Raw genomic sequence first — 26,996 nt, 5'->3', positions numbered from 1 at the left:
TATCGGCATAAAAATCAGTTGTTAGTAAAACAAATGTTAAATAATATTGATATAAATGTAAAAAATAATTGCGTTATATGATAATTGTAATAAACATGTTTTTGTAAAATGTTGTTTTTTGGTGTGGCATATAAATATAATGTTTTGTAAATTAACTTTTAAAATATAAATATATTTGTTAAAATGTGATCTTATTCATATATTCATATTCAACTTTTTGATGCTTTAACTCAAGTGACAACTTATTTATAAGGGAGTTTGAATGCGTAAGTTCTGGGCTTTTTGGTGTTCGGTATTCGCCATGCTGGGGATATTTTTTTCCGTGGCGATCGCAGATGCATGGAATGAGGAACAAGTGCCTGCGGATCCGTCAACCATGTATGTGATTACAGACAGCAATGTAAATGTGCGTTTAAATCCCTATGTTGAATTTATGGAAGGGGAGGAAGATGCGGAATGGCCGTGGGATCTTCCTGATACCGGCTGGCAGACAAATTCTGACTACATGTCCAGCTGTTCCGTTTTCCCTGAAATTGCCGATAAGACTTACTGGTATCATGTCACTATTGCCAACAGGTCAGCAGATGAAAGAAATCTTGTTCTTTCAGTAAACAATATTTTCGTGAAATACCTGAGTGTCTACGTCATAGGTCCAAATGGAGCACTTTCAAGAGTATGGCATACGGGTATGAAATCCGGAGCAAGAAAGATTTTCCCTTCGGCTGGTTACTCCTTCCCGATTAATTTCCTTGATTTCAAGGACGGCAAGACTGAGCTTTACATCAGGGTGAAGTCTGATCAGGACTATCGTCTTGATCTCAGACTTCAGGATCTTAGAAGCTTCTCCCATCATGATGCAGAAGAAAAAATCGTGAATGCGGTAATAACAGGTTTTATGCTGCTGGTAAGCATATTCTCTCTCATCATGTTTTTCCTGCTGAGAGAAAAGAGATATCTGGCATACAACCTTTTTGCCATGGGGATTCTTGCTAATCTCCTGATAACGGGAAGCTACTCGTCTCTTTTCCTGTCATTTCTGAATCATCTTGACATTGCGAGACTGTATACCTGTTTCTGTTTTGTTACGCTGTGGGGGATTCAGCTGATAAGTCTCGAATACCTCAGTAATGCAAAGTGGACAGTGCTTAAGTACATCAGCAGAACGTTCGGGCTGTTCTTTGTCTGCAGTGCCGTTGTTGTATGGTTCTGTCCGGGATACTTTGCTTCAATTCTCTTTTTCTTCGGTACGGCGGTAATGTTCCTGCTGACTCTTGTATGGGTTCTTTACGCAGTCATGAAGAGAAATTCCGCTCATCTGATATATTCTCTTGCCCAGCTGGCATTCCTGTTCGGATGCATTTTCCCTTATGTATGCACCTACGGTATGCTCGGATGGTCAAAGTATGCAATATATGATTTTTTCCTGATTTCCATATCTGCGGCGATCATGATCAGTGCATCTCTGATATACCGTTTCTACAAGGAAAAGAATTATAACCGTAACGTAACCCTGAAGGCTAAAATGAGCCGCAGACAGTTCGTTAACTTCTTCAGCCTCACCAATGAGGGGATGTTCAAAGCTGATGTCGACGGAAGAATTTTAAACATTAATCCTGCCCTTTGCCGTGTTCTCGGATACAGGAACGTTTCTGAAATCAGCAGATCCGGCAAGACTAATATCAAGCATCTTTGTGCTGATGAGGATAGTCAGAAAATATACGGCAACAGTGTGTCCAAACTCATTCAGAAGTATGATTCCTCAAATAGGGAAAACGGTGACGGAAGCGTGCTTCTGCTCGAAGGTTCAATTGATAACATAAAGCTCAGATTCGTGTCATCGGAAGGATGTGTGATACATGTAAGCATGTCTATCCGTCTGTCCGAGGAAAATAATGACAGCTTCAGCATTATCGGTGACGTAAAGGATATTTCAGGGGACGAAAATCTCAAGAAGCAGATTCACTACATGGAATATCATGATCAAAACACAGGTGCGTTCAACAGGAAGTATATGATAGGCCTTCTTGAGAGCATCTTTAATGATGCCGGAGACCGCAGGGTGAAAGATGCAGAATCCAGAGTTCGTGAGCAGGACAATACTGAACAGGGCGGCAAGGATTACCTCTGCTTTATTCATGTAAACAATCTTAAATACATTAGGGATACAGTCGGACACCAGCATGCCGACAGACTTTTAAGACAGATATCCGAATATTTGCAGAATCATCTTCCTGAAAACAGTTGCCTGATATGCCTTAATAATGATGAATTTGCTGTCGTAATGCGCGGAGTTTATATCGTTCTTAATACGGTGAAGGCCTGGATAAAGGACATCGCCGACATGCGCTATGAGTCTGAAGGCTTTATTTACAACGTAACCACTGACTGCGGTATTGTGGATATGTCAATTGTTGATAATGATGTTTCCGTACTGCTTTCATATGCTGATGCGGCCTGCAGAAATGCTCATGCCCAGGGACCTAACCAGTGTATTCTGTGCTGTGAGAAGTCGGATCGCATACTTACGTCCCGCAAGAGCGTGGCTCTGTCCACATCCGTATGGCAGGCTATTGAGACCAACAGTGTAATGGCGGTAAAAATTCCTATGCTCGGATGCGGTGGCTCTTCTGCGGCTTCATCACGTTGTGAGTATGTGGTAAGAATCCGTAACTCAAAGGGACAGTTCGTTGATGTTTCTGAATTCAGGGACGAGACTTCTGACTTTAACCTGATGTCTCATCTCGATGTATGGCTTGTCGACAATCTTGTACGTCAGAATGACAGTGGCGTGCTTGGTGACGTTAACAGAATTTTGGTGACCATTCACAGTGAGACTCTGTGCGACAACTATCGTGCCGATGCAATATACAGGGCGCTTTCCGGGAAACTTGAACTGTGCTCAAAGCTTTATTTCCAGTTTGATACGGAAAGGCTTGAGGACAGACTGCAGCAGCTGGAACGTTTTATCGGCAGATTCAGCAGCCTGGGCGTAGGCTTTGCATTAAGGGATTTTGTAGGTAACAGAATTTCCATAGAGGTTCTGGAGAAATTCCCTATTAACTGCGTGCAGGTCAGCGAGTTCTATACCAAGGAACTGGTAAGAAATTCCGTTAACTGGAAGATTGCCAAATCCGAGGTGAGCATGATTAAGAGTCTTAACATGGAGACAGTGGCTGCAGGTGTTAACAATGCAGATCAGTATGAGATTGTCCGTGATCTTGGATTTGATTTCTGCAAAGGGGAATATTCCGGTAAATTCATTAAGAAGAAATAAGGTGACGGCCTGAGTAAAGATCATGCCGTTCGTCTTAATTTATGTCTTTTGGAAAAATGCTCTGATGGGGTATAATATCGCAGTTTTTTTATTTTCTGTGATGTTATACCTGTTTTTTTAGCTGGTATTGCGCATGGAAACAAGCCGTTCGCGGATTAAGCTTGGTGCCGTCTGATTTAATGCTACGGTATTCGGATTTCTGAACGGATCAGAAAATTTTTTGTATACGGTTGTCTCCGGGAATGGTCGGAATGCGGCTTTGTCATCCCTTCCTAAGCCTCAGAGAAATGGTATGCCCTGATTTTTAGTTGAAACACATATGCCGTAAACGTGTAGTGAGGATCGTATGGATAATTTAGAAGAGCTGGTGCAAAAGGCTCTGCAGCAGATTAATGCAGTAAGTGATGAAGCAAGTCTGGATGCTGTAAGAGTTCAGTATCTTGGCAAAAAGGGCTTTTTCACCGATTTAATGAAGGGCCTCAGTGCTCTTTCTCCTGAAGAAAGACCAAAGAGAGGTGCTGAGGTTAACGTTGCCAAAACCAAGGTTATGGAAGCTTTAAATGCCAAGCGAGAAGCCATGGCTGCAGAGGCTCTCAGCAAGCGTCTTGCTTCAGAAAGCGTTGATATTACCCTTTCAGGAAGAACTGTTGAGGCCGGTACCCTTCATCCGGTAACCAGAACCATTAAGCGTATTGAGGAAATTTTCAAGGGGCTCGGTTTTAATGTTGAGGCCGGTCCGGAAATTGAGGACTGTTTCCATAACTTTGATGCATTATGCATTGAACCTGATCATCCTGCACGTTCAGAACATGATACATTCTATTTCAACAGCAATCTGCTGCTGAGAACTCAGACCTCAGGCGTACAGATTCGAGTTATGGAAAAGAAGGAACCTCCTATCCGTATAATCGTTCCAGGCCGTGTATACAGACCAGACTATGATATGACCCATACTCCGATGTTCCATCAGGTTGAAGGTCTTCTTGTTGACGAAAAGAGCTCATTCACCGAATTGAAGGGAGTTCTTCACAACTTCCTTGTTAATTTCTTTGAAGAAGAACTTCAGGTTCGTTTCAGACCTTCATACTTCCCGTTCACCGAACCTTCTGCCGAAGTTGACGTTATGGGGAAGAACGGTAAGTGGCTCGAGGTTCTCGGTTGCGGCATGGTTAACCCTAAGGTTCTTGAGAATGTAGGCATTGATTCCAGCAAGTATCACGGTTTTGCCTTTGGTCTCGGTGTTGAACGTCTGACCATGTTACGTTACGGCGTAAACGATCTTCGCGCTTTCTTCGAAAATGATCTCAGATTCTTAAAGCAGTTTGGTAAGTAGGAGCTTAGTAAATGAATTTCAATAAGTTATGGATCGATGAACTTGTTCCTACCGGTCTTTCAGTTGACACAATTGCAGATACCATCACAATGGCCGGTCTTGAAGTTGATTCCGTTAATCCGGTTTGCGGCGAGTTCACCAATGTTGTTGTCGGTGAGGTTTTAACATGTGCCGACCATCCGGATTCAGACCACCTTCACGTAACAACCGTTAATGTCGGTGATGAAGTTCTGGATATCGTGTGCGGTGCTCCAAACTGCCGTGCCGGTCTTAAGGTGGCCTGTGCCAAGGTCGGGGCTGTTCTTCCAGGTAATTTCAAAATCAAGCCGGCAAAGCTCAGAGGCGTGCCTTCAAACGGTATGCTCTGCTCCCTCAAGGAACTTGAGCTTTCTGAAGAAAGCAACGGCATCATCGAATTTCCGGCTGATGCTCCGGTCGGCATGGATATCCATGAATATTTAAATCTCAACGACAGTTCTGTAGAAGTTGACTTAACCGCCAACAGGGCTGACTGTCTGAGTATCCGCGGTATTGCCAGAGAACTCGGGGTTCTGACTTCAAAGGACGTTAACTACCCTGTAATCTCCGAAGTACCTGCTTCAGTTAGCGATACCTTCAGTGTTGACGTTCAGGACTCTGATGCTTGTCCTAGATATCTCTGCCGCGTGATTAAGAATGTTGACATCACCCGTCCAAGTCCTCTGTGGATGCAGGAAAAACTCCGTCGCTGCGGCATCCGTTCGATTGATGCAATTGTGGATATCACAAACTATATTCTTCTCGAACTCGGACAGCCTATGCATGCTTTTGATTTAAACAAGCTCAACGGCCAGATTATTGTCCGTCAGGCCGTTGCCGGTGAAAAGCTTGTGCTTTTAAGCGGTGAAGAGGCTGAGCTTAAGGAAGGTACCCTTGTTATTGCCGATAAATCAGGTCCTATCGCTCTTGCAGGTATTTTCGGCGGTGCGGCTACCGGTGTAAATGCTGAAACCAGGGATGTTCTCCTTGAGTCCGCATTCTTTGCTCCGTCTGCCATCAAGAACAGAGCCAGAGAATACGGCCTTGCAACAGATGCGTCACACAGATATGAAAGAGGTGTGGATTACACCATTACCAGAGAAGCAATGGAAAGAGCAATCTCCTTCATTCTTGAAGTCTGCGGCGGAGAGGCCGGTCCTGTAAATGAGGTTGTTTCTCCGGAAAAATTCCCTGTTCGTAATGACATCAATGTTCCTTTCAGTTTCATTAACGAAGTAATCGGTATCGATATTCCAAAGGTTACCGTAATGGATATTCTGACCCGTCTCGGCATGAAACCTAACGAATCAGCCGACGGCCTGTCAGTAACTGTTACCAGCCCTTCTTGGAGATACGACATTGCAATCCCTGTGGATATCTGTGAAGAAGTTGCCCGTATCTACGGCTACGACAACATTCCAAACTGCGATCCTGTCGCTCCGCTGAGAATGATAAAGCAGTGCGAAGCAGAAGTTACCACTTATGATATCAAGTCCGTTCTCGCTGACAACGGTTATCATGAAGTTGTAACCTACAGCTTTGTGGATCCAGCAAGTCTGAAGATTATAAAGCCTGAGACTGAAGCAATTATTCTGCCTTCACCTATTTCTGCTGAAATGTCAGCGATGAGAACAACCATCTGGGCAGGTCTCATAAATACCGTTTTATATAACGTTAACCGTCAGGTTCAGCGCATGAAGCTGTTTGAATGCGGTCTGACATTTATTAAGGACGAAAATGCTGAAAACGGCATTCTTCAGGAAGATCACATTGCCGGTGCCGTTTACGGTACCGTGGCTGATGAAAGCTGGAACACTGAGTCAAGGGACGTTGACTTCTTTGACGTGAAGGGTGATGTTGAAAGACTTCTTGAAGTTACCGGAAGAGCAGGTGATTTCGTGTTCGAAAGAGCAGATATTTCCGCATTGCATCCGGGTGTCAGTGCCGTTATCAAGCTTGACGGAGAATGTGTCGGCTATGTAGGTCTGATTCATCCGGTTGTGCAGAAGAAGCTTGGTCTCAAGCGCCCTGTATTCCTGTTTGACCTGAAGCTTGCGGCTCTTAAGACCCGTAAGATTCCTGCATATGCAGAAATCTCCAAGTATCCTTCAATCAAGCGTGACTTTGCTATTCTGGTAGATGCTTCAGTTTCTGCAGACAGCATTATCAGTGTAGTTAAGGACTGTGGTTCTCTTGTAAGAAACGTTAATATTTTTGACGTGTTTGCAGGTAACGGTGTTCCTGAAGGAAAGAAGAGCATTGCGTTCAGCGTAATTCTTCAGAGTACTGAAAAGACTCTTGAGGACAATGACATCAGCAGCTTCTCTGATTCCGTAATCGGTAATCTTGCCGATAAGCTCGGTGCGGTTTTAAGAGACTAAGACCGTAATGACCGGTTCCGGATGCTCTGCATTGCCGGAATCGGTTTTATCTTGAATTAAGTCTCGCTGAAGATTCGTAGGAATCCTTTTTTAAGAGAGTGGTTATGGCCGACAATAGTGATTTTGATACTGAAGAGCGTTACAGGCTCAGTATTGAGAATATTCCCGTATCGGAATGTGATTATCTGCCTTTCGGTGAAGATGAAGGTGACATCCCGTGTCAGGACATGCCTTTTGATTTATCATACGGTGACAGTGTAACCGGCGTTCCTTCAGGTACCGGTTTTCAGCAGTCACGCAGTTCTTATGATTCGGGGCGCAGTGTTGCCAGACAGTCCGGTCTGCAGAATTCTGCCCGCGGATACTCGGAATATGCGTCAGGGAGAACGGGAAACGATAATTCAGGCGTCACGTATCTTAATGTGCCGTTCAGTGAAAAGGATGAAGCAAAGGCTCTCGGGGCCAGGTGGGATAAGAATGCCAGAAAATGGTATGTCCCTGCAGGCATTCCTCTTGAACAGTTCTCCAAGTGGATTTAAATCAGGAAAATTTTTTATTAAACCGCAGTATGTCAGTGTATACTGCGGTTTTGTGTTAATGGACGGTACGCAGGACAGGTTAATTATGCGATCGTCGCATAATACGTTCGTAAAAAATTAAACAGTACACGCATAAACAGTAAGGCAGTTAAACAATATGAGTACGCAGGAACTGAACCAGAAGCAGGTCTACAACTTCAACAAACTTCAGAAAAGACTCAGACATGCGGCAGGAAAGGCAATAGCCGATTTCAACATGATTGAAGCGGGTGACAGGGTCATGGTATGTATGTCCGGGGGAAAGGACAGCTATGCGCTTCTGGAAATTCTGCAGAGTCTTCAGCGCAGTGCTCCTGTGGATTTTGAACTGGTTCCCGTGCATCTTAACGGAATGTTTCCAAAATATCCCGAAGGAGTTGTGGAGGATTACATGAGACGTACGGGACTCGAGTATCATGTAATCAGGGAAGATATCCACAGTATCATTACGGACAAGATTCCTGACGGAAAAAATATCTGTTCTCTTTGTTCCAGACTGAGAAGGGGAATTCTGTATCGTACGGCAAGAGAATTAAAAATTACCAAGATAGCTCTCGGTCATCATGCCGATGACATTCTGGCCACTTTCTTCCTGAACCTGTTCTATGCGGGCAAGCTTAAAAGCATGCCTCCAAAGCTTCTGACGGATGACGGAGACAATATTGTAATAAGACCTCTTGCCTACTGCAGGGAAAAGGATCTCATAAAACTTGCCGAAATCAGGGAATATCCGATACTGTCAAAAGACATATGTTCACTCGGTGAAAATAAGATGCGCAAGGAAATTGAGGAAATGATAAGAAACTGGGACAAACAGTATCACGGCCGCAGTGAGATAATGTTCAAGGCTTTGAAGGATATCTGTTTAAGCCATCTTCTCGATACCCGCACGTACGATTTCAATCTGAAGGTAAAGACATTAACTGAGACTCATGACGATTAATTGGGTGGTAAGGAATCTGTTTTTACGTGACATTAATTTAAATTTTTTGTGATCTGTTAAATTAATCAGTCATAAACGATGACTGATACGTCTAAATGAGATTGAACACGGAATATACAGACTGTCGATGTGTTAGAATTATCAGGTAGTTCAATATACAGGGAATGTCATCGCTGTTCCCATAGGGCCTTATGACTATATAATAAATCTGCGTGCAGTGTACATATTCGGGTGTCATCATGAGAACTTTAAGAACAAAAGTATTCATACTGACGTTTATACCTCTGGTTCTGTTTTTTGTTGCGGTAATAATAAACAGTCAGGTATTTGAAAAAAAACGTGTGATCCGTGATTCATTTCTTTTTTTCAATTCAGTACTCACAAATTACGTCAGTTCCATTGAAAAGTGGCAGTCCAATTATGCAAACATGCTGGAGAGTCTTATCAAACTGGACAAAAAGGAGCTTTTACTGCGTGATTTTCAGGTGTCCATTGCCGAAGCTCACAAGGCTGATCTTTATTACGCCGGGGACGACGGATCCATATATGCAAGTGATCAGACTCCGGAGGAATACAGCGCAGGCAAATATTCATATCATTATGACCCGAGAGAGGAAGACTGGTTCGGCAGAGCCGGGCCGCATGTCGCCATGGATGACATGGAATATGAGGACACGGTAGACAGATGGGTAGTGTCCTGGATTGTGCGCAAGGACGACGGCGTATTCGGGATTGACGTAAACGTTGATGAAATAGATGTTGCGGACAAGAATCTGCAGCTTCCTTATCAGGGAAAGATACTTCTTGTCAGTCATGACAACCATATAATCGTATGGAATGATTCCAATCTTCGTGGCGAAGATGTAAGTAAAGTAGACCCAGTATTTACCAAAAGCTTTATGGACAGCGTCCTGGACAATAAAAACGCAAGCTATGTAAGCTACAATGATGCCGACGGCACAGAAATGTGGGTTCTCGGTTCCAGAGTGGGAGATTCAGGATGGAAGCTTTTCATTTGTCTTGAAAAGGATCTTGTGCTCAGTAATGTGAATACATCCATCAGAATCAAGTATGCGGCACTTCTGCTGATGTTTATTGTTATTTTCCTGTCAGTCAGAATCTACATTTCCAGAAATATTTCCGAACCGGTGTCCAACGTATCGGCCCTAATCAGCAACATGAGCATCGACCATGATTTTACCGAGCGCGTTTACTGTACTTCCAATGACGAGATTGGCGTCATGTCTGCGAACATGAATGAATTCATGGATGAACAGTGTCGTATTGTAAGTTCGGCAAAAGCCACGGGAAATTCCATACTTGAAGGTATTAATACCTGTAACATGGTGGTGGGTAATGTTGAGTCGGAGCTTCGCAATCAGGAAACGGTAACTTCAGGTTTTGCCAACTCCATAAAGGAAATGCATCTTGCCACCGATGAAATTTCCAAAAATTCTGATGAGGTGGCCTCAAAGGTGGTATCGGTTCATGGTCTTTCAAGCAACAGTGTTGAGATGGCCAATAATGCCAAGGAGGCAGTAAACATTCTGCGTGCCGACATAGAGGATTCATCAAAGGCCATAAGACATCTTTATGATCTTACTTCCGGTGTGTCATCCGTGGTTGAGACCATTAGGGAGATTGCGGAGCAGACTAATCTGCTGGCTTTGAATGCCGCAATCGAAGCTGCCCGTGCCGGTGAGCACGGTCGCGGGTTCGCCGTTGTTGCGGACGAGGTTCGGGTCCTGTCATCCAGAACCCAGGAATCAATTAAGGAAATTGAAAACAGCAGTATGGCTTACAAGGAAGGGACGGACAATGCGGTAGCCATGATGAAGAAAAGTTCTGAGAGCTGCGGCAAGACCATTGAGTGGGTGGAATCTATTGTGGACAAGCTGAACGAAATAAATGTTCACATAGGCAAGGTTTCCGAAATGACCAGCGCCATAGCTCATTCGACAACCGTCCAGGAACATAACTTCAGTGAGGTTCAGGACGGAATGGAGGATCTGCGTCAGAGCGCCCAAAAGATAGCGAGCGATATGACAAAATGTTCCGAGGCATACAGTGAACTGCTGGCTGAGTCAAAGGAGATGATGAACGTTTTCAGCAAGTTTGTTCTGCCTGAAGATTATGACAAATGATTCATCAGAAGATGATTCCTGAGGAAACGGAGGTTCGACCTCCGTTTCTGTTTTTTGGCATTCCTTATTTTGCCGGGTTCCTTGAACATGATGCAGTTCTGACTGCAGTGTCGTTGATAATATTTGGTAAAACATATTGATTAACTAGGAAAAGGTAGCTATAATTACGCAACTTTACTTAAGCATGTCATCGCTTAATTGTCTTTAATCGCCGGTAATTGGGGATTTTCAATATATGTCTCTCTAAAAACAAGAAAATTTCGTTAATGGAAATACTTGATAAATATATTTCATATATAACCTATTGACATACTAGGATAGTAGGAATATACTCGGATTTGCAAGGTAAAACTGACGGATGAAAAAAGAATTTCATCACCGGCTCGGATAACGGATCGGAACTGTCTGTCGCAGAAAAATTTTTTAAGGGAAATTTCTGATATGGCAAATGACTGCAGATTTAATACATCGCTTCTTCACGGAACTGGCTCAAAGGGATTTTTCCAAAGGGAGATTCTGCCTCCCATTTCGCAGGTTACGGCATTTCAGTATGAGAGCATGGAAGATTTGGAGGATGTATTTGCCAGAAGAAAAATGGGATTTGCATATACCCGCATCGGAAATCCGACAATAGCTGCTTTTGAACAGAAGATTTGTGCCCTTGAAGACGGAGCGGCAGCAATATGTACGGGGAGCGGCATGTCAGCGGTATCAGCCGCACTCTTAACGGTCTGTCAGAGCGGGGATGAGATTATTGCTGGATCGGGGCTTTACGGCGGAACCATAAGACTGCTCCGTAATTTTGAAAAACTGGGAATCAGAACCGTGTTCGCATCCAGACTTGATGCGGATCATGTGAGGGAACTTATTACCGAAAAAACAAAGGTGGTGTTCGGAGAACTAATTGGAAATCCTTCTCTCTCCGTTCTTGACGTACCAGAGGTTTCGGCAGTGGCGCATGAACACGGAATACCTTTGTTTGTGGATTCCACAACCGCTACTCCGTATCTTGCCAAGCCTCTTAATCTTGGAGCTGACGTGGTGATTCATTCCACCTCGAAATACATAAACGGAAATGGTAATGCGATAGGCGGCATGATTATCGACGGCGCAAGGTTCCCGTGGAATTTTGAAAAGCACGGAGCCCTGTCTGAATTCAGTCAGTTCGGAAGATTGGCGTTTACGGTACGAGCTCGTGCCGAAATATCCAGCAATCTCGGAGGATGTATTTCACCGTTCAATGCCTTTCTCTCATATGTAGGTATTGATACTCTGGGACTCCGCATGGAACGTATATGTGAGAATGCTGCGGCTCTGGCTTCAAGACTTGATGAGGAAAAGGATGTTTCAGTCAACTATCTGACTCTTCCGCATCATCCTGATCATGCATATGTCAGCAGTGAGCTTAATGGTTACGGCGGAGGAATAATGACCATCAGGGTCGGATCAAAAGATAGGGCTTTTAAGGTTATCAATTCCTTAAAGTACGTAAAAATCGCAAGTAACCTCGGAGATGTAAGAACTCTCGTAATACATCCGGCCTCAACCCTGTACCGCAGGAACAGCAGGCAGGAAGCTGAGGCAGCAGGTGTTTTTGATGACACCATCAGAATAAGCGTTGGTATTGAGAACAAGGAGGACCTGATTGATGATTTTCTCAGTGCCATTGAAAAGAGCAGAAATGAGCAAAAGGACTAGTGCAGTCGGAGCCGGTGAGTGTCTCATAACTCCCGAAGCATTGTCCGGAGTGTTTAAACATGCGGCATCGGTATATCCCTTTGAAATGTGCGGGGTGCTGTTGCGAAAAGGCGTAGGTTCTCCAGTTACCGAGTACCGAAGGATGGATAACTGTGAGTCAGGTGCGGCAGCCATGAAATCATTCACCATAGATCCCCTGCTTTTTTTTCGCAGGGAAAGAGAGTGGGCAGCTGAGGGACTTGAAGTAGCAGGGTTCTGTCATTCCCACCCTGACGCTGGGGCCGTGACATCGTCTTCCGACGTTGCATCCATGGTTCCAGGACTGCAGTACATGATTGTTTCCGTTTCTGCAGAAGGAATAAATGAAGTGAGGGTGTGGCAAAAAAAATCCGCAGTCGGTGAGCCTGTCGGAATTCCCGTGAAGGTGGCTGATGATTTCATCAATTACATATAAAACCAAGTCCCGGTAACGGAATCGGCCTGTGAGGCCTGAACGGAACAATCATAAATTAAAAAACAGTAAAGAATAAAAAAGATAAAACAAAAAACAAAAAACAAAAAACAAAAAATAAAAAATAAAAAGCTCAGAATAAAAAAGAAATAACTGAAGCTTATAAAAATATTAAAGAAAAACACGAAAACAAGAGGACGATTATTAATGAAAGTTTACATATCCTCCACGCTCCGCTTCTTTTTCGGGCGTAAAGCTGAAATAGATGTTCAGATACCGAATCCTACGGTCAGCTCCGTTCTGCGGAAACTGACTGAAGAGTTTCCGGAAGCAGCCGGCGGACTTTTTGATAACAGTGAGTTAAGAACATTTATCAGAATTTTTGTTTCCGGAGAAGACTGGACTGACAGATCCTTTCATGATCGGGAAATAGATGAATCTGCACAGGTGCTCATACTGCCTCTCATAGCCGGAGGATCTGCTGATGAAAGTATTATTTCCGACGAGCGCAGAAAGGCTCAGGTTCTTGACGGTGATGAGATCGAGCGCTTCAGTAAGCACCTGCTTCTTCGGGAAATCGGGGTGCCGGGACAGAAGAGAATCAAGGCGGCCAGAGTTGTCATAGCAGGACTGGGGGCTTTAGGTTCCCAGGTTGCGCAAATCCTTGCTGCGGCAGGTGTGGGTACCATCAGAATTATCGATTTTGATTCCGTGGCATTAAGCAATCTTCAGAATCAGCTGCTTTTCGGGATACGTGACGTAAAACGTCCGAAGGTGGCTTCCGTCAGAGACAGAATCCGCGCGGTAAATCGCAACATAACGGTTATTGAGGAAAAAGTAAAAATTGATGCGGACAATGCCGTCAGTCTGATTGAGGATGCCGATCTCGTCATTGACTGTACCGATAACTATAAAACCAGATATCTGCTGAATGATGCGGCGGTTATTGCCGGTATCCCTCTTGTTTTCGGGGCAATATACCAGTTTGAAGGTCTTGTAAGTGTTCTGAATCATGACGGCGGACCTTGTCTCAGATGTCTGTTTCCTGCTCCTCCAGCTCCGGGACTCATGCCTACATGTGCCGAGAACGGAACAATAAGTTCACTTCCGGGAGTGATTGGCAGCATTCAGGCAAATGAGGCGCTGAAGCTGATAATCGGAATCGGTTCACGGTTAAGTGGGAAGCTTCTGAGAATGGATCTTCTCAATCTGACATCGGAAGTACTCAATGTCGGCAGAAATAAGGACTGCCCGTTCTGCGGAGAGAAATCATCACGCGTAAGGGTGGAGGACTTTGATTATGACGAATTCTGCGGACTCAGACAGGAGGATACCGAGATTCCGGTGGAAACCATAAGTCCAGAGGAACTTACAAGAAGAATTGACAATAACGAGCCTCTGACCATCGTGGATGTCCGTGAGCCTCATGAAAGAACTATTCTGCGTTTTTCAGGTGCGGTTGTCATTCCTATAGGTCAGCTCGAAAGAAGGAAAAAGGAGCTTAATCCTGAAATTGATACGGTAATTATCTGTAAGGAAGGAAAGCGCAGCATTCTGGCTGTAAGAACCCTGAAGGAAGCAGGGTATCTCGGTCCGGTATACAGCCTTAAGGGCGGGCTTGATTCGATGAAGGATATTATCTTATCCGGTGAAGGCGGGTGGATTTAGCATTCCCCTGCATTGTTAGAACTAACTTAATGTTTTTGTAAGGAGTCTGTAATGACAACAAATAATAATGATTCAACTCAGATAAATGCACTTGGCAAGGCTGCGGCCTATAATCTTGCCAATGTGACCAAGACAAAGCCTCAGTTCGGTTCAATCACTCCTAAGTGGTTAACCAAATTTCTGGAATTCAAGGGACTTGAAACCGGTATTTTCAGAGTAAACAAGGTGGTTGAAGGTGAAACTCCGCTTGACGTTTTATGCAGTCAGACCAAAAAGTCAGACATTATTCCTGAAGGTTATGTTGAGTATGAAACTGAACCGCGTGAATATCAGCTGAACTCGATTTCCACCATCATTAACGTAAATACCGCCATCGAAGACGTTTACAGTTCTCCGTATGATCAGGTTCAGGAACAGCTTGCTCTGGCAATCGAATCACTGAGAGAACGTCAGGAAAGCCAGCTCATCAACAACGATGATTACGGTCTCTTAAAGAATATTGCTGATTCTCAGAGAATTCAGACCAGAAACGGTGCTCCTACACCTGATGACCTTGATGAACTTATCACCAAGGTGTGGAAGGAACCTTCATTCTTCCTGGCCCATCCGAGAGCAATTGCAGCATTTGAAAGAGAATGCACTAAGAGAGGCGTACCTCCTGTAGTCGTAAATCTTTCAGGCGGTACTTTCCTTACTTGGAGAGGTATTCCAATTATTCCTACCGATAAGCTCCTTGTTGACGGTCTCAAGAATCCTACCTCACAGAGCGGTAAGACCAATATTCTTCTTGTCAGAACCGGTGAAGCCAAGCGCGGTGTAATAGGTCTGTTCCAGGCCGGTCTCAAGAATGAACATTCAAGAGGTCTTTCAGTACGCTTCCGCGGTATTGACAATAAGGGCGTTGCTTCATATCTGCTGTCACTGTACTGCTCTGCAGCCATCCTTGCAGATGACGCAATAGCTGTTCTCGAAGATGTAGAGGTTGGTGAATACTATGACTACGACTAATTCGGACGGAAATTTTGAGCATCTCGCGGGAGTACCGTCGGCTGCTGAGCTGACCATCCTGGCGAACCAGCTTTTTCCGGATCTGACCGAAGGTGTCAATGCTACGGAAACCGGAGCCGAGGTTGCCGATGTTCGTGAAACCGAGCAGGCGGCATATGCGGCTTCCGCCGAAACCGGTGTGGGAGCACTCCCGTCTGGAGTCCCTTCCTTTAACTGGGACGATCCGTTTGCGTACGGTAACGGCGTACCCGGAGTTTCATTGGTACCCGGTATTTCCGGCAACAGTGGAAGTGAAGAGGCTGTCAGTTACGCTCCGAAGGTAATTTCGGCTGAACAGGCGAGGGAGCTGGAATCACGACAGAAGCAGGATGCTTCAACTGAAAACGCCATTGTTTCAGGGGGGCAGACAGAAAGTGAGAGCTCAGTAAGAATCGGCACAAAAACCCTTGCACAGATTCGTGAAGACTTTCCGATTCTGTCAGAGCAGATCAACGGTCATCAGCTGGTATGGCTTGATAACGGAGCGACCACTCAGCGCCCGCAGCAGGTTATAGACAGAATAGCTCATTACTATCGTTATGAGAATTCCAACGTGCACCGCGGAGCCCACACGCTGGCGGCCAGATCCACCGATGCCTACGAGAATGCCAGACGCATAGTCAAGGACTTCATCGGAGCCTCTTCCGCACAGGAAATTGTTTTTGTGCGCGGTACCACTGAGGGTATTAATCTGGTAGCCAACTCATTTGTGCTGCCGCAGCTTAAACCGGGAGATGAAATCATTGTTTCAATCCTTGAACATCATGCCAACATTGTTCCGTGGCAGCTGATTGCCCAGAAAACAGGGGCGGTAATCAAGGTTATTCCATGTGACTCTACCGGTCAGCTTATTCTCAGTGAATATGAAAAACTGTTTACTGCAAGAACCAGGTTCGTTTCCGTAACTCATGTTTCGAACGTTCTCGGTACCGTTACTCCGGTGGAGGAGCTGATTGCAATTGCGCACAGACACGGAGTGAGAATTCTTATTGACGGCGCACAGTCAGTTGCACATATCCCTGTCAACGTAAGTGCATGGGATGCTGACTTCTTCGTGTTCTCCGGACATAAGATCTATGCACCTACAGGCATCGGTGTCGTGTACGGCAAGAAGGAACTTCTCCAGGCTGCGGAGCCTTATCACGGAGGCGGAAACATGATTGCGGATGTTACGTTTGAACGTACCATCTACAATGACGTGCCTAACAAGTTCGAGGCAGGAACCGGAAGCATAGCTGACGCCGTAGGTCTCGGGGCCGCTCTGGAGTATCTCTCCGGCATAGGCATGCCGTGCGTATACCGTCGTGAGCATGAACTTATCCAGTACGGACTTAAGGAACTGAAGAAGATTCCAGGACTGACTCTGGTGGGAACTGCTGCCAATAAGTCTTCAGCACTGGCATTTAAGCTTGCCGGTCATTCCGACGATGAGGTGGGCAAAAGACTCGATTCATACGGTATTGCCGTACGAACCGGTCACCACTGTGCTCAGCCGGTGTTAAGGCATTTTGGATACGAAAGCACCGTCAGACCGACCCTTGGTATCTATAACTCTGAAAGTGACATTGATGCACTGGTAAGAGCCTTAAGAACCTTCGGTTAGTACTGATACGGGAATTTTGTTATTAGGACGGGACTGAATCCGTTCAGTCCCTCCTCTCGGTTCGGGGAATTTGGAAAATTATGAACTATACAGGTATTGAGCCTGAAATTGACGAACTTGTGCAGCTTGTCGTAACTGACCTCAGAGGCAGTAAGAATATTGATGATTCAGATTTCTACGGCAAACCTGATAAGCACGAGGTGCATTCCGTGGTGGATGCTCTGTTCGGTATTGTTTATCCGGGATACTACAAGGACAGAAACGTTAAAATCTACAATCAGTCACATTCGGTGGCGGTGACTGTTGAGAACATTTTTTACCATCTGAACAAACTGGTGGTTAAGGCTCTGGATTTCTGCAGAAAACGCGGAACAATGTCTGAAGGGGATAGAAAGCATGAAGGATTCCGCATCTGCAGTGAATTCTTCAGAAAAATTCCGGAAGTACGCCGGCTTATCGAATCGGATCTACTGGCTGCATATGACGGGGATCCGGCAGCGGGATGTCTGGAAGAGGTTATTCTGGCGTATCCCGGACTTGTAGCCATTACCGTTTACCGTCTGGCACATGAACTGTACCGGCTTAACGTTCCGGTAATACCGAGACTCATGACAGAGTATGCCCATGCCAAAACAGGCATAGACATTCATCCGGGAGCCAGAATAGGTGAAGGCTTCTTTATTGACCATGGAACGGGGATCGTTATAGGTGAAACCTCTGTTATAGGTAAAAATGTTAAGATTTACCAGGGGGTAACCATCGGTTCTCTTTCAACCAGAGGCGGTCAGAAGCTGTCCGGAGTAAAAAGACATCCGACAATCGGTGACAATGTAACAATTTATGCGGGGGCCTCAATTCTCGGCGGGGAGACCGTTGTCGGGGATAACACGGTTATAGGAGGCAACACCTTCATTACGTCATCAGTACCGGCGAATACCAAGGTAAGAATAAAAAATCCTGAAATTGAGTATCTGACCGCAGATCATAAATGGCAGGTGGAGGAAGTAAAGCCCGGAGATGCATGGTTTTACATAATATAGTTGAAATTGAATCATTCATAAGGAACAATAAATGTTTATAACTGTAGCAGGAAAGAGAAAGGAAGTTGAAGACGGAATTACCGTGGAGAAGCTCATTGAAATTGAAAAGGTTGAGACTCCGCTGTATGTTTCAGTTTCCGTAAACGGAGAATTTGTCAAGTCAGGTACATTCGGCGAGACTGTTCTCAAGGAAGGTGACGAAGTGGAATTTCTGTATTTTATGGGAGGCGGCAGCTATGGCGTTTACTAATGAGCAGCTTGAACGCTATTCAAGACACATTCTACTCAGTGAGATTGGTGTTAAGGGGCAGAAAAAGCTTCTGGAATCCAAGGTGCTGATTATAGGCGCCGGCGGCCTCGGTTCACCTGCGGCACTTTATCTGGCCGCGGCCGGCGTGGGAACCATCGGTATTGCCGATGCCGACGTTGTTGACCTGTCAAACCTACAGCGTCAGGTTATCCACACTACAAAGGATATAGGCGTGAAGAAGGTTATTTCCGCAGCTGAAACAATGAAGGCGATAAATCCGGACATCACCGTAAACACCTATGAGGATTTTGTGGACAGTTCCAACATTATGGATCTGATTAAAGATTATGACTTCATTCTTGACGGAACTGATAATTTTCCGGCGAAGTTTCTCATAAATGATGCCTGCGTAATGGCCGGTAAGCCGTTCAGCCACGCAGGAATCATCAGATTCAAGGGACAGCTTACAACCATTATTCCGGGAAAGGGACCATGCTACCGCTGCATTTTCAAGGAACCGCCTCCAAAGGATGCCGTACCTACCTGTAAGCAGGCCGGGGTTATCGGGGCAATGGGCGGTGTAATTGGTTCACTGCAGGCCATGGAAGCCGTAAAGTACATTACCGGGGTGGGGGATCTTCTGGTGGGTTATCTGCTTACCTATGATGCACTTAAGATGGAATTCCATAAGATTAAGCTTCCGGCACGTGGTGAAGGCTGTGCCGTATGTTCTGATCATCCTGAGATTACCGAACTTAGGGATTATGAACAGCCGACCTGCGAGCTTAAGCTTTAATGCTGACGGGAGGTGTGCATGAAGATTACCATTTCAAAAAAGGATTTTGAGGCCGTGTGCCGTCATGCCTTTGCGGAACTTCCTGATGAGGCATGCGGACTTTTGGCCGGTTATGATCGGGAGGACGGGGTCAGAGTAATTCAGAAGGTATATCTGCTTACCAATATTGATCATACCAATGAACATTTTTCCATTGATCCTTCAGAACATCTTGCGGCCATCAAGGACATGCGGGCCAACGGCCTGTCTCCGCTCGGAAACTGGCATTCCCATCCGGAAACTCCGGCAAGACCGTCACAGGAGGATCTGCGCTGGGCAAACGACAGCAGAGCCAGCTATCTCATTCTGTCACTTGCCGATCGTGATAATCCGGTGCTGAACGGATTTCATGTTGAGGGTGATTTGAGCAACCGTACGTCAAGAAAGGAAGAAATAATAATAACCGACAATAATGACTGACGGCTGATGCCGATGATTTTAACGGAAAAACATAGGGAGATGATTATGTCTGAAACTGAAATATTACCTGATGACAAAATAGATATTACCGACGTGACCTGTCCGATAACTTTTGTGAAAACAAAGGTGGCTCTTGATGAATTGGAAAACGGTCAGATTCTGCAGGTGCATCTTAACGGCGGTGAACCGATTCAGAATGTACCGCGCAGCGTTAAGGATGAAGGCCACTCCGTCCTTAAGGTTCTTGAAAATGCCGACGGTACCTTTGAGCTTTTCATAAGAAAGAATGAGGACTGACGGAATTTTAAACCGTAAGTACGAATACCTGGTAAAGACAGGATGAAAGAAGCCCCGGCAGTGTGGACTGCCGGGGCTTCGGACATTAGTTAGAACGTTACGGACAGGTTATCTTAAGTTCTTGCTTATGACCATGATGTCGCAGCCGACGTCGTCGGTAATCTGCTCGCACACATTTCCGATGATGTTGCCCACTACTCCTTTTCTTGCGGAATTACCTATGAGAATGAAGTTTGCGTTCAGCTTCTTTGCCTGATGGTATATGACATCGTCAGGCTGACCTATGCAGATGTGGCAGTTGCTTTCAGGAATTCTGTGCTTCTTTGCAAATAACACGAGCTTGTCTGAACTTTGGTTGTATACGGCTTCACTGTAAAGATCCGGAGAGAAACCTGGAATTTCCACCAGGGTTGAAGGTGTAATAGGAACAGCCGCATTCACAAGGTGTATTGTTCCCCCGGTAAGCGTGGATATCTGCTGGGCATGTCTCAGTAGTCTGAGATTCATCAGTCTCTGAGCATTCAGATCCTCATCATCAAAGTTTATTGCAACGAGGATGTTTGCACCAGGAGTCCATGAGTGTTCCTTGGCAATGATTACCGGAATCGGGGAGTATCTGAGAAGTTTCCAGTCGAGAGGCGTATAGAGCAGTTTCTTGGTTAGGTCGTGATTATCGGCAACCTTTATGAGAAGGTCGTAATCACCGGCGTTGATTTCATCAACAATTGCCCTGGTAACGCTTCGTTGCCAGACGATTTTGCAGTCGATGTCACTGTGTTCGGCATTCAGTTTTCCCACAGCCTGTTCAATCATCTGTTCGTGGGCGACAACCAGTTTGTTTTTCAGATCAAGCTGAGTCTGTACGTCAAGAACGGATGTCAGTTCGGCTGAAAAATCATACATTGCAATCATTGCTGTTATTCTTGTGTCCGGGGAAAAAGACGCTATCTCCAGAGCTCTGGTCAGTGCCGTATTTTTTTCTGAACCGGGTTCCACAACTGCGAGGATATGTTTGTATTTTCTCATACGTCCTCCTTGGTAACGGATAAGTAAAGATCCATAATAAAATTTTAGACAAATTTCCGTACAAAGTTTTTGAATTCAGTCCATTAATTGAAATAAGCGGAGCAGTTCAGTTTAAAAAGTGTGGCCTATAACTAAAAATCGGGGATGGCGGGAGCGGACTGACACGTGCAGTCCGTGAACGGTTCAATGAAAGTTTCAATGAAAGGTGTGGAATGATCGGTTTAAAGAATTACGATAAGGTTAGGATTCAACTATGTCCTGAAGTCTGTCCAAATTGATGATCGTGATGTATTTGCCCTTGACTGAAATAATCTGTTTCTGCTGGAATCTTGAGAGCAGACGGCTGATGGTTTCAACTGTAAGGGATATGTAGTTTCCTATTTCGTATCTTGTCATCGGCAGCTTTATTTCGTTTCCTGAAAGATTTCTTCTTTTAAGATTGTCTGAAAGATGCATGATAAACGTTGCCAGCCTCTGTTCAGCTGTCTGTTTTGATATCATCATCATGAGATTCTTTTTTACGGATATCTCGGCACTGATAAGCTTCAGAAGCCTGAGGTTCATGTCCGGATACCTGCTGGCCAGTCTCATCAAAGGTTCAAAGGGAATTTCACAGATGTTTGATGTTTCGAGGGTCTGGGCAAAGGACTGGTGCCTGTTGTCTGCGATGGCATCAAAACCGATGAGATCACCTGGCATGTGGAAGCTGGTTATCTGCTCTTCGCCGTGTTCGTTTATTGAATAGATTTTTACTCCGCCGGATCTGATGGCGTAGAGATTTTTCAGTTCGTCACCTGCCTTGTAGATTATTGAGGCCTTCTGATAGTTTTTCTTTCTTTCGATAATGCTGTCTATTGCCGCAAACGTCTGATGATCAAAGCTTCCGGTTGCAAGGCACAGGGAGTTTACCAGACATGAGGCGCAGGAAAAATCGCTGGGAGATTTTGAATTTTTTTGGCGGGATGTCATGGCTTGTCCTCATGGTCGGTAATTTAAACGTTTTTGTTTAAATCTTAGGTTAAATACCGTGGTGTCTCAAATATTTTTCCATGATTATATGATAAAAATTGAGATATTTCATGTGTCGTCGGAAATGACGGATGTCAGGACGGCTGTCTGTACAAAAAACTAAAATTGTCTGATAATGCTCTGATGATTTGACCTGTTTCCGTATAATGCACTGACGGAGATAGGAGGATTAAACCGGGTAACGGAGGAAGGGAATGAGTTTGGAAAACAGAATAAAGGATATATGGTTCGGTAATTCCTGCTGGAAATATCCATTACTGCCGTTGTCAGCTCTTTATGCCGCCGTTACTTCCGTGAGACGTTTTCTTTACCGCCGGAACATTCTGAAAAGCTACCGCAGCAGTATTCCGGTAATTGTTGTCGGAAACATAATGGTGGGAGGAAACGGCAAAACACCGGTGGTCGTCGGGATTGCCGATTACTTCCGGAAAAACGGATTCCGTGTTGCTGTGGTAAGTCGCGGATATAAGGCCCATCCTCCGGCATATCCGTATGAGGTAACGGCTGAGAGTCCGGCGGAACATTCCGGGGATGAACCGAAGCTTATTCTGAAAAGAACAGGGGCTGCGGTTATTATTGATCCTGTAAGAAGCCGTGCGGCAGCCCTGGCCGAAAAACAGGCTGACGTGATTATCACCGATGACGGTCTGCAGCACTATGCACTGAAACGTGACGTTGAAATAATTGTGATGGACGGTATCCGCAGAACCGGTAACGGACATCTTTTCCCGGCAGGACCGCTTAGGGAAGGGGAGTGGCGTCTGAAATGCGCCGATTATCTCATAAACAACGGCGGAGAGCCCCGTGATGGTGAGGTACCGATGAAACTTGAGGTGGACGGGGTTCTTCCTGTTGATGAAACATTATCGCCTCTTCCTGACGGTGCTGAAATCATTGCTCTTGCCGGCATCGGCAGTCCTGCACGTTTTTACGATACGCTGTCCGGAATGGGATACAGGATTGTCAGAAAGGTTGAAATCGGGGATCATGAGAAGGCGGACATCAGCCTGCTGCTTCAGGCCGAAAAGGATTATCCCCTGGTCATGACGGAAAAGGACTTCGTCAAGTATGCTGGATGCGGCCTGAAAAATTCATATTATGTACCGGTGTCGGCCGATCTGCCTGAGAATTTTTACGGCGAACTGCTGTCAAAGGTAAAACGGCTTTCAGCCGGAAAGTAAAGATACCGGTGTGAATAGACTAAAAAAACAGAAAAATTGGAGAATGGCGTGAAATTTACAGTTATTATTCCCGCAAGATATGCATCATCAAGATTACCCGGAAAGCCGTTAATGGATATATGCGGCCGTCCGATGATTGTCAGGGTGGTGGAACAGGCCCTGCAGGCGGGGGCAGACAGAGTGGTTGTGGCTACCGATGATGACCGTATCGTGAAAGCCTGTGAAGGTTGCGGTGCCGATGTGTGTCTGACCTCTAAGGACCATAATTCTGGAACCGAAAGACTTTCCGAGGTTGTGGAAAAGCTTGGGCTTCCTGATGACGAGATAGTTGTCAACGTACAGGGTGACGAGCCTCTTATTCCTCCTGAAAACATTCGTCAGGTGGCTGAGCTTCTGGACAGAACATCGGCTCCTATGTCCACACTGTGTGTTCCGATTGAAGGCGAGGAGGTTTTTAACCCTAACTGCGTTAAGGTTATTTTCAATCACAGAAATGAGGCTATTTACTTCAGCCGTGCTCCGATTCCGTACGAAAGGGATAATTTCAGGGCCAATAACATGGCGGCTAAGGATGGTCATGCAAGACACCTCGGGATCTATGCTTACAGAGCAGGATTCATTAAGGAATATGTACGAATGAGTCCGTGTGCCCTTGAGGCAATAGAATCTCTTGAACAGCTGAGAGTAATGTACTACGGATACAGAATTGCAGTGGATTATGCCCTTTCCGATCCGCAGGTAGGAGTCGACACTGCGGAGGATTTGGAAAAGGTTAGAGAAATCTTTTCTAAAAAATATCTATAATCATTGAATTATCATATAAAAGACTGTATATATGTAATACGTGAGTCAAGTATGCGGTTGAATCCCTTATCTTGATTGTTATTCAGCAATAAAGGAAATATTAAACATGAATCTCAGTACTTCCAACCCGATGACCAACAGTGAAAGACTTATAAAGTCATCCAGAGAAAACGCCGTTGAGAATGCCGGCGTGTTTTCAGTAAGAGGGGCCTGCACCAAAGGCGGCTTTATGATTGCCCTCTGTTTCTTTTCCGCATGCCTTACCTACGCCAACCAGTTGGGTGGTGTAGCAACTATCGTTGCCCTGATATGCTCTCTCATAGCTTATTTTGCGGGTATCTTTATTCCTAGCATTGCAAAAATCTGCGCTCCGGTTTATGCCATCTGTGAAGGTGCACTGCTTGGAGGCTTCAGTTCCTATGTTGATAACAGATTCGGTGCGGGACTCAGTATTTATGCCCTTCTCGGTACTGTTTCAATCGGCGGCATTGTATTTGTCGGTTACATTTCCGGTATTTTCAAGGTGAATCAGAAACTCATTAATATTGCCATTACTCTCGGTCTGGCACTTATGATCACTTATCTTGCAAATATGCTGCTTCCTCTGTTCGGCGGTCGTGCATTCACTTCCATTGCCGATACTTCACTTCTCGGATTCGGTATCAATCTTGTTGCACTTGCTGTAGGTGCTGTTTATCTTCTTATTGATTTCGACAAGGTGTTCGAGCTTGAAAACAACGCTGACAGCCGTTACGAATGGGTATGGGGCATGGGTTTCCTGGCCAGCATCGTTTGGGTTTACATTGAGCTTCTCAAGCTTGCCGTTAAGATTCAGGTTCTTCTGAACGGTGATGATTAACTTCGTAAGATAAGCAGGAATTTCTGAGAAGAGGCGGTTCATGCTGTTATGAACCGCCTTTTTTATGTTCGGATAAAGAGCCCCTGAACAGGCTTTTCGGGCGTCATGTACATACGGAAAAACATGAACACATCAGACTGTTTCATATCGTTCCGGAAGTATTTTCCATGCGTGTCCGCATGTCATTTTTCCGTTTTAAAAATTTTCAGAAAAATGCTCAAAAAACGTTTGACAAACAAGATTAAAAAATGTAAAGTCACTCACAATTCTTCGGAATTAACAACCAGAAGAGGCGCTCTTCTTAGGTATCCCGATTAGCTAACATGCTTAACATGCAGTCGGGAGAGGGAATGAAGAGCCGAGGCAATCTGAAACAGCATTAATCCGATTGTCGGCTATGGAGGCTGAATCCTTCAGGCTGTCACACTTAAGGTGAAGTGCTTCTGGCGGATTATTTCCCCGCCTTTATCAAACTTTCCCTTAGGTAACTCAAACAATCATTTTTTATTCTAGGAGTTCATATGAACCAGGTTTGTGTTGCCAAGTTCGGTGGTACCAGCGTTGCTAACTACCAGGCAATGTGCAATTGTGCAAAGATCGTAACCAATAACCCTAATACCAAGCTTGTAGTTTTAAGTGCAAGTGCCGGTGTTACCAATTTACTTGTTGAACTTGCATCAGGTACCCTTGATCAGGCAAGCATTGAGCAGCGTATGGAAAAGCTCTCTGCAATTGAAAATTCCATTCTTAATGATTTAGGCCGTCCTGCCGCCATCACCGAAGAAATTGAAAAGCTTCTTCATGAAATCAGAGATCTGGCAAATCATGCCATTCAGGAACATGATGATGCCTTAACTGACAGAATCGTTTCATTCGGTGAAATCATGTCAACCAAGCTCTTCACTGAAGTTTTAAACAGCCTCGGTTATAAGGCAAAGTGGTTCGACGTACGTAAGGTAATGAGAACCGACAGCGTATTCGGTAAGGCTGCTCCAATCATCGAAGTAATCGGTAACTGTGCAAAGGAACAGATTGCTCCGTTACTTGACGACTACATTGTTGTTACTCAGGGCTTCATTGGTTCTAACGCCATCGGTCAGACCACCACTTTAGGTCGTGGCGGTTCAGACTACAGTGCTGCTCTTCTCGGTGAAGCAATTCCGGGCTGTGCCGCAATTGAAATCTGGACTGACGTTCCTGGTATCTACACTACCGATCCGCGTCTTGTTCCTGAAGCTCATGCAATTCCTGAAATTACCTTCTCTGAAGCTGCCGAAATGGCAACCTTCGGTGCCAAGGTTCTGCACCCTGCAACCATTTTCCCTGCAGTACGCAAGAACATCCCTGTATTCGTAGGTTCTTCAAAGGAACCTGAAAAGGGCGGTACCTGGGTTCGTAAGGAAACCAATTCAAAGCCAACCTTCAGAGCCGTTGCTTTAAGAAAGAACCAGATTTTATTAACCCTCCAGAGCCCTAACATGATTGGTGCCTGCGGTTTCCTGGCAAATATCTTCAGTATTTTTGCAAAGTACGGTATTTCAGTTGACCTCATTACCACTTCAGAAGTAAGTGTTGCCCTTACCATCGACTATACCGGCAGCCAGTCAAGCGGTAAGTCTGTACTCAGCGAACAGTTATTACAGGAACTCAAGTCATTCTGCCGTGTACGTATCGACGAAGGTCTGTCACTCATTGCCTTAATCGGTAACGGCATGAGTCAGGTTAGCGGTACCGGTGCTGCAGTATTCTCATCAATCTGTGACGTTAACATCCGTATGATCTGCTACGGTGCAAGCACTCACAACCTGTGCTTCCTGGTTAATGAGGATCAGGCTCCAAAGGCTATCGCCGAATTACACCACAAGCTTCTTGAAGGTAATCCAACCACTATCAAGTAACGGTTATGGTGATTAACGGAGTTCCGTCAGGGAATTTCCGTATGTGAGAAATCAGGGGATGTCCCGTATTAACGGGACATCCCCTTTGTTTTGTTGTCCGGCAAAGATGTCGTCGTTTAACCTAAACTTTGTTGTAATTCATATGTTTAGGACACATAAGACCGAATTTCAAATAACGTGAGGTTCGGTCTTTCTATTTCTCGATTTCACTTAGGATAA

22 protein-coding genes and 1 riboswitch are annotated in these 26,996 nt (G+C 45.1%); of the genes, 20 read left to right on the top strand and 2 right to left on the bottom strand.

All coding sequences use genetic code 11. The features are described 5' to 3' along the window. Positions 1 to 262: 262 nt before the first annotated feature. The 16 genes from QZU58_RS04030 (at position 263) to QZU58_RS03955 (ending at position 19,980) form a co-directional block, all read left to right on the top strand. Positions 263 to 3,274 (top strand): EAL domain-containing protein, encoded by a 3,012-nt coding sequence (locus tag QZU58_RS04030; protein WP_294495168.1) that lies wholly within the window; start codon positions 263 to 265, stop codon positions 3,272 to 3,274. A 346-nt stretch (positions 3,275 to 3,620) separates the two neighbouring features. Continuing rightward, positions 3,621 to 4,607 (top strand): phenylalanine--tRNA ligase subunit alpha, encoded by a 987-nt coding sequence (pheS, locus tag QZU58_RS04025; RefSeq protein WP_294495165.1) that lies wholly within the window; start codon positions 3,621 to 3,623, stop codon positions 4,605 to 4,607. 11 nt (positions 4,608 to 4,618) lie between these two features. Continuing rightward, on the top strand, positions 4,619 to 7,006 hold the full coding sequence (gene pheT, locus QZU58_RS04020; protein WP_294495163.1) for a phenylalanine--tRNA ligase subunit beta: 2,388 nt from the start codon (positions 4,619 to 4,621) through the stop codon (positions 7,004 to 7,006). Between the two features lie 104 nt (positions 7,007 to 7,110). Continuing rightward, entirely contained in the window at positions 7,111 to 7,545 is a 435-nt protein-coding gene (locus QZU58_RS04015; RefSeq protein WP_294495160.1) for a DUF5710 domain-containing protein, read from the top strand. A 157-nt stretch (positions 7,546 to 7,702) separates the two neighbouring features. Then, positions 7,703 to 8,527: a tRNA 2-thiocytidine(32) synthetase TtcA gene (gene ttcA, locus QZU58_RS04010; RefSeq protein WP_294495157.1), complete on the top strand. Its 825-nt coding sequence runs from the start codon at positions 7,703 to 7,705 to the stop codon at positions 8,525 to 8,527. Between the two features lie 239 nt (positions 8,528 to 8,766). After that, positions 8,767 to 10,671: a methyl-accepting chemotaxis protein gene (locus QZU58_RS04005; protein WP_294495154.1), complete on the top strand. Its 1,905-nt coding sequence runs from the start codon at positions 8,767 to 8,769 to the stop codon at positions 10,669 to 10,671. Positions 10,672 to 11,112: 441 nt separating this feature from the next. Further along, positions 11,113 to 12,369: an aminotransferase class I/II-fold pyridoxal phosphate-dependent enzyme gene (locus QZU58_RS04000; RefSeq protein ID WP_294495152.1), complete on the top strand. Its 1,257-nt coding sequence runs from the start codon at positions 11,113 to 11,115 to the stop codon at positions 12,367 to 12,369. Then, complete coding sequence (locus QZU58_RS03995; protein WP_294495149.1) at positions 12,353 to 12,823, top strand: M67 family metallopeptidase; 471 nt, start codon at positions 12,353 to 12,355, stop codon at positions 12,821 to 12,823. The genes QZU58_RS04000 and QZU58_RS03995 overlap by 17 nt, the downstream gene beginning before the upstream one ends. Before the next feature lie 204 nt (positions 12,824 to 13,027). Next, positions 13,028 to 14,488 (top strand): ThiF family adenylyltransferase, encoded by a 1,461-nt coding sequence (locus QZU58_RS03990; protein WP_294495145.1) that lies wholly within the window; start codon positions 13,028 to 13,030, stop codon positions 14,486 to 14,488. A 51-nt stretch (positions 14,489 to 14,539) separates the two neighbouring features. Further along, positions 14,540 to 15,496, top strand: a complete 957-nt coding sequence (locus tag QZU58_RS03985) for a family 2A encapsulin nanocompartment shell protein (RefSeq protein ID WP_294495142.1) — start codon at positions 14,540 to 14,542, stop codon at positions 15,494 to 15,496. Beyond that, positions 15,483 to 17,138 carry a cysteine desulfurase gene (locus QZU58_RS03980; RefSeq protein ID WP_294495139.1) on the top strand — a complete coding sequence of 552 codons (1,656 nt, stop codon included), beginning with the start codon at positions 15,483 to 15,485 and terminating at the stop codon, positions 17,136 to 17,138. The genes QZU58_RS03985 and QZU58_RS03980 overlap by 14 nt, the downstream gene beginning before the upstream one ends. A gap of 80 nt (positions 17,139 to 17,218) precedes the next feature. After that, positions 17,219 to 18,178, top strand: a complete 960-nt coding sequence (gene epsC / locus QZU58_RS03975) for a serine O-acetyltransferase EpsC (protein ID WP_294495136.1) — start codon at positions 17,219 to 17,221, stop codon at positions 18,176 to 18,178. A gap of 31 nt (positions 18,179 to 18,209) precedes the next feature. Then, a complete protein-coding gene (gene thiS / locus QZU58_RS03970; protein WP_294495133.1) occupies positions 18,210 to 18,428 on the top strand; it encodes a sulfur carrier protein ThiS in 219 nt (72 codons plus the stop codon). Beyond that, positions 18,415 to 19,224 (top strand): thiazole biosynthesis adenylyltransferase ThiF, encoded by an 810-nt coding sequence (thiF, locus tag QZU58_RS03965; protein WP_294462667.1) that lies wholly within the window; start codon positions 18,415 to 18,417, stop codon positions 19,222 to 19,224. The genes thiS and thiF overlap by 14 nt, the downstream gene beginning before the upstream one ends. Positions 19,225 to 19,242: 18 nt before the next feature. After that, a complete protein-coding gene (locus tag QZU58_RS03960; RefSeq protein WP_294495130.1) occupies positions 19,243 to 19,683 on the top strand; it encodes a M67 family metallopeptidase in 441 nt (146 codons plus the stop codon). 45 nt (positions 19,684 to 19,728) lie between these two features. Next, positions 19,729 to 19,980, top strand: a complete 252-nt coding sequence (locus QZU58_RS03955; protein WP_294495128.1) for a sulfurtransferase TusA family protein — start codon at positions 19,729 to 19,731, stop codon at positions 19,978 to 19,980. Positions 19,981 to 20,088: 108 nt separating this feature from the next. On the opposite strand, the gene uspE is transcribed toward QZU58_RS03955, so the two are convergent. Beyond that, complete coding sequence (gene uspE / locus QZU58_RS03950) at positions 20,089 to 21,006, bottom strand: universal stress protein UspE (protein WP_294495125.1); 918 nt, start codon at positions 21,004 to 21,006, stop codon at positions 20,089 to 20,091. Between the two features lie 240 nt (positions 21,007 to 21,246). Then, positions 21,247 to 21,975: a fumarate/nitrate reduction transcriptional regulator Fnr gene (gene fnr, locus QZU58_RS03945; protein ID WP_294495122.1), complete on the bottom strand. Its 729-nt coding sequence runs from the start codon at positions 21,973 to 21,975 to the stop codon at positions 21,247 to 21,249. Positions 21,976 to 22,229: 254 nt separating this feature from the next. Here fnr and lpxK point away from each other — a divergent pair, with 254 nt between their 5' ends. From lpxK to lysC, 4 genes are all read left to right on the top strand, one after another. Continuing rightward, entirely contained in the window at positions 22,230 to 23,216 is a 987-nt protein-coding gene (lpxK, locus tag QZU58_RS03940) for a tetraacyldisaccharide 4'-kinase (RefSeq protein WP_294495119.1), read from the top strand. A gap of 48 nt (positions 23,217 to 23,264) precedes the next feature. After that, positions 23,265 to 24,020 carry a 3-deoxy-manno-octulosonate cytidylyltransferase gene (gene kdsB, locus QZU58_RS03935; RefSeq protein WP_294463372.1) on the top strand — a complete coding sequence of 252 codons (756 nt, stop codon included), beginning with the start codon at positions 23,265 to 23,267 and terminating at the stop codon, positions 24,018 to 24,020. Between the two features lie 106 nt (positions 24,021 to 24,126). After that, a complete protein-coding gene (locus QZU58_RS03930) occupies positions 24,127 to 24,879 on the top strand; it encodes a Bax inhibitor-1/YccA family protein (protein WP_294463371.1) in 753 nt (250 codons plus the stop codon). Positions 24,880 to 25,158: 279 nt separating this feature from the next. Further along, positions 25,159 to 25,330, top strand: a riboswitch (Lysine riboswitch). Between the two features lie 70 nt (positions 25,331 to 25,400). Further along, entirely contained in the window at positions 25,401 to 26,777 is a 1,377-nt protein-coding gene (gene lysC, locus QZU58_RS03925; RefSeq protein ID WP_294495116.1) for a lysine-sensitive aspartokinase 3, read from the top strand. Positions 26,778 to 26,996: the final 219 nt, after the last annotated feature.

The sequence above is a fragment of the uncultured Ruminobacter sp. genome (assembly GCA_902764345.1).
GTDB lineage: Bacteria > Pseudomonadota > Gammaproteobacteria > Enterobacterales > Succinivibrionaceae > Ruminobacter.
Note: the sequence above shows the minus strand (reverse complement) of the source record. Positions and strands in the feature narration are given on the sequence as shown.

Coding starts and splice junctions, on each gene's coding strand:
- QZU58_RS04030 (WP_294495168.1), top strand. CDS start 263: ATGCGTAAGTTCTGGGCTTTTTGGTGTTCGGTATTCGCCATGCTGGGG.
- pheS (WP_294495165.1), top strand. CDS start 3,621: ATGGATAATTTAGAAGAGCTGGTGCAAAAGGCTCTGCAGCAGATTAAT.
- pheT (WP_294495163.1), top strand. CDS start 4,619: ATGAATTTCAATAAGTTATGGATCGATGAACTTGTTCCTACCGGTCTT.
- QZU58_RS04015 (WP_294495160.1), top strand. CDS start 7,111: ATGGCCGACAATAGTGATTTTGATACTGAAGAGCGTTACAGGCTCAGT.
- ttcA (WP_294495157.1), top strand. CDS start 7,703: ATGAGTACGCAGGAACTGAACCAGAAGCAGGTCTACAACTTCAACAAA.
- QZU58_RS04005 (WP_294495154.1), top strand. CDS start 8,767: ATGAGAACTTTAAGAACAAAAGTATTCATACTGACGTTTATACCTCTG.
- QZU58_RS04000 (WP_294495152.1), top strand. CDS start 11,113: ATGGCAAATGACTGCAGATTTAATACATCGCTTCTTCACGGAACTGGC.
- QZU58_RS03995 (WP_294495149.1), top strand. CDS start 12,353: ATGAGCAAAAGGACTAGTGCAGTCGGAGCCGGTGAGTGTCTCATAACT.
- QZU58_RS03990 (WP_294495145.1), top strand. CDS start 13,028: ATGAAAGTTTACATATCCTCCACGCTCCGCTTCTTTTTCGGGCGTAAA.
- QZU58_RS03985 (WP_294495142.1), top strand. CDS start 14,540: ATGACAACAAATAATAATGATTCAACTCAGATAAATGCACTTGGCAAG.
- QZU58_RS03980 (WP_294495139.1), top strand. CDS start 15,483: ATGACTACGACTAATTCGGACGGAAATTTTGAGCATCTCGCGGGAGTA.
- epsC (WP_294495136.1), top strand. CDS start 17,219: ATGAACTATACAGGTATTGAGCCTGAAATTGACGAACTTGTGCAGCTT.
- thiS (WP_294495133.1), top strand. CDS start 18,210: ATGTTTATAACTGTAGCAGGAAAGAGAAAGGAAGTTGAAGACGGAATT.
- thiF (WP_294462667.1), top strand. CDS start 18,415: ATGGCGTTTACTAATGAGCAGCTTGAACGCTATTCAAGACACATTCTA.
- QZU58_RS03960 (WP_294495130.1), top strand. CDS start 19,243: ATGAAGATTACCATTTCAAAAAAGGATTTTGAGGCCGTGTGCCGTCAT.
- QZU58_RS03955 (WP_294495128.1), top strand. CDS start 19,729: ATGTCTGAAACTGAAATATTACCTGATGACAAAATAGATATTACCGAC.
- uspE (WP_294495125.1), bottom strand. CDS start 21,006: ATGAGAAAATACAAACATATCCTCGCAGTTGTGGAACCCGGTTCAGAA.
- fnr (WP_294495122.1), bottom strand. CDS start 21,975: ATGACATCCCGCCAAAAAAATTCAAAATCTCCCAGCGATTTTTCCTGC.
- lpxK (WP_294495119.1), top strand. CDS start 22,230: ATGAGTTTGGAAAACAGAATAAAGGATATATGGTTCGGTAATTCCTGC.
- QZU58_RS03930 (WP_294463371.1), top strand. CDS start 24,127: ATGAATCTCAGTACTTCCAACCCGATGACCAACAGTGAAAGACTTATA.
- lysC (WP_294495116.1), top strand. CDS start 25,401: ATGAACCAGGTTTGTGTTGCCAAGTTCGGTGGTACCAGCGTTGCTAAC.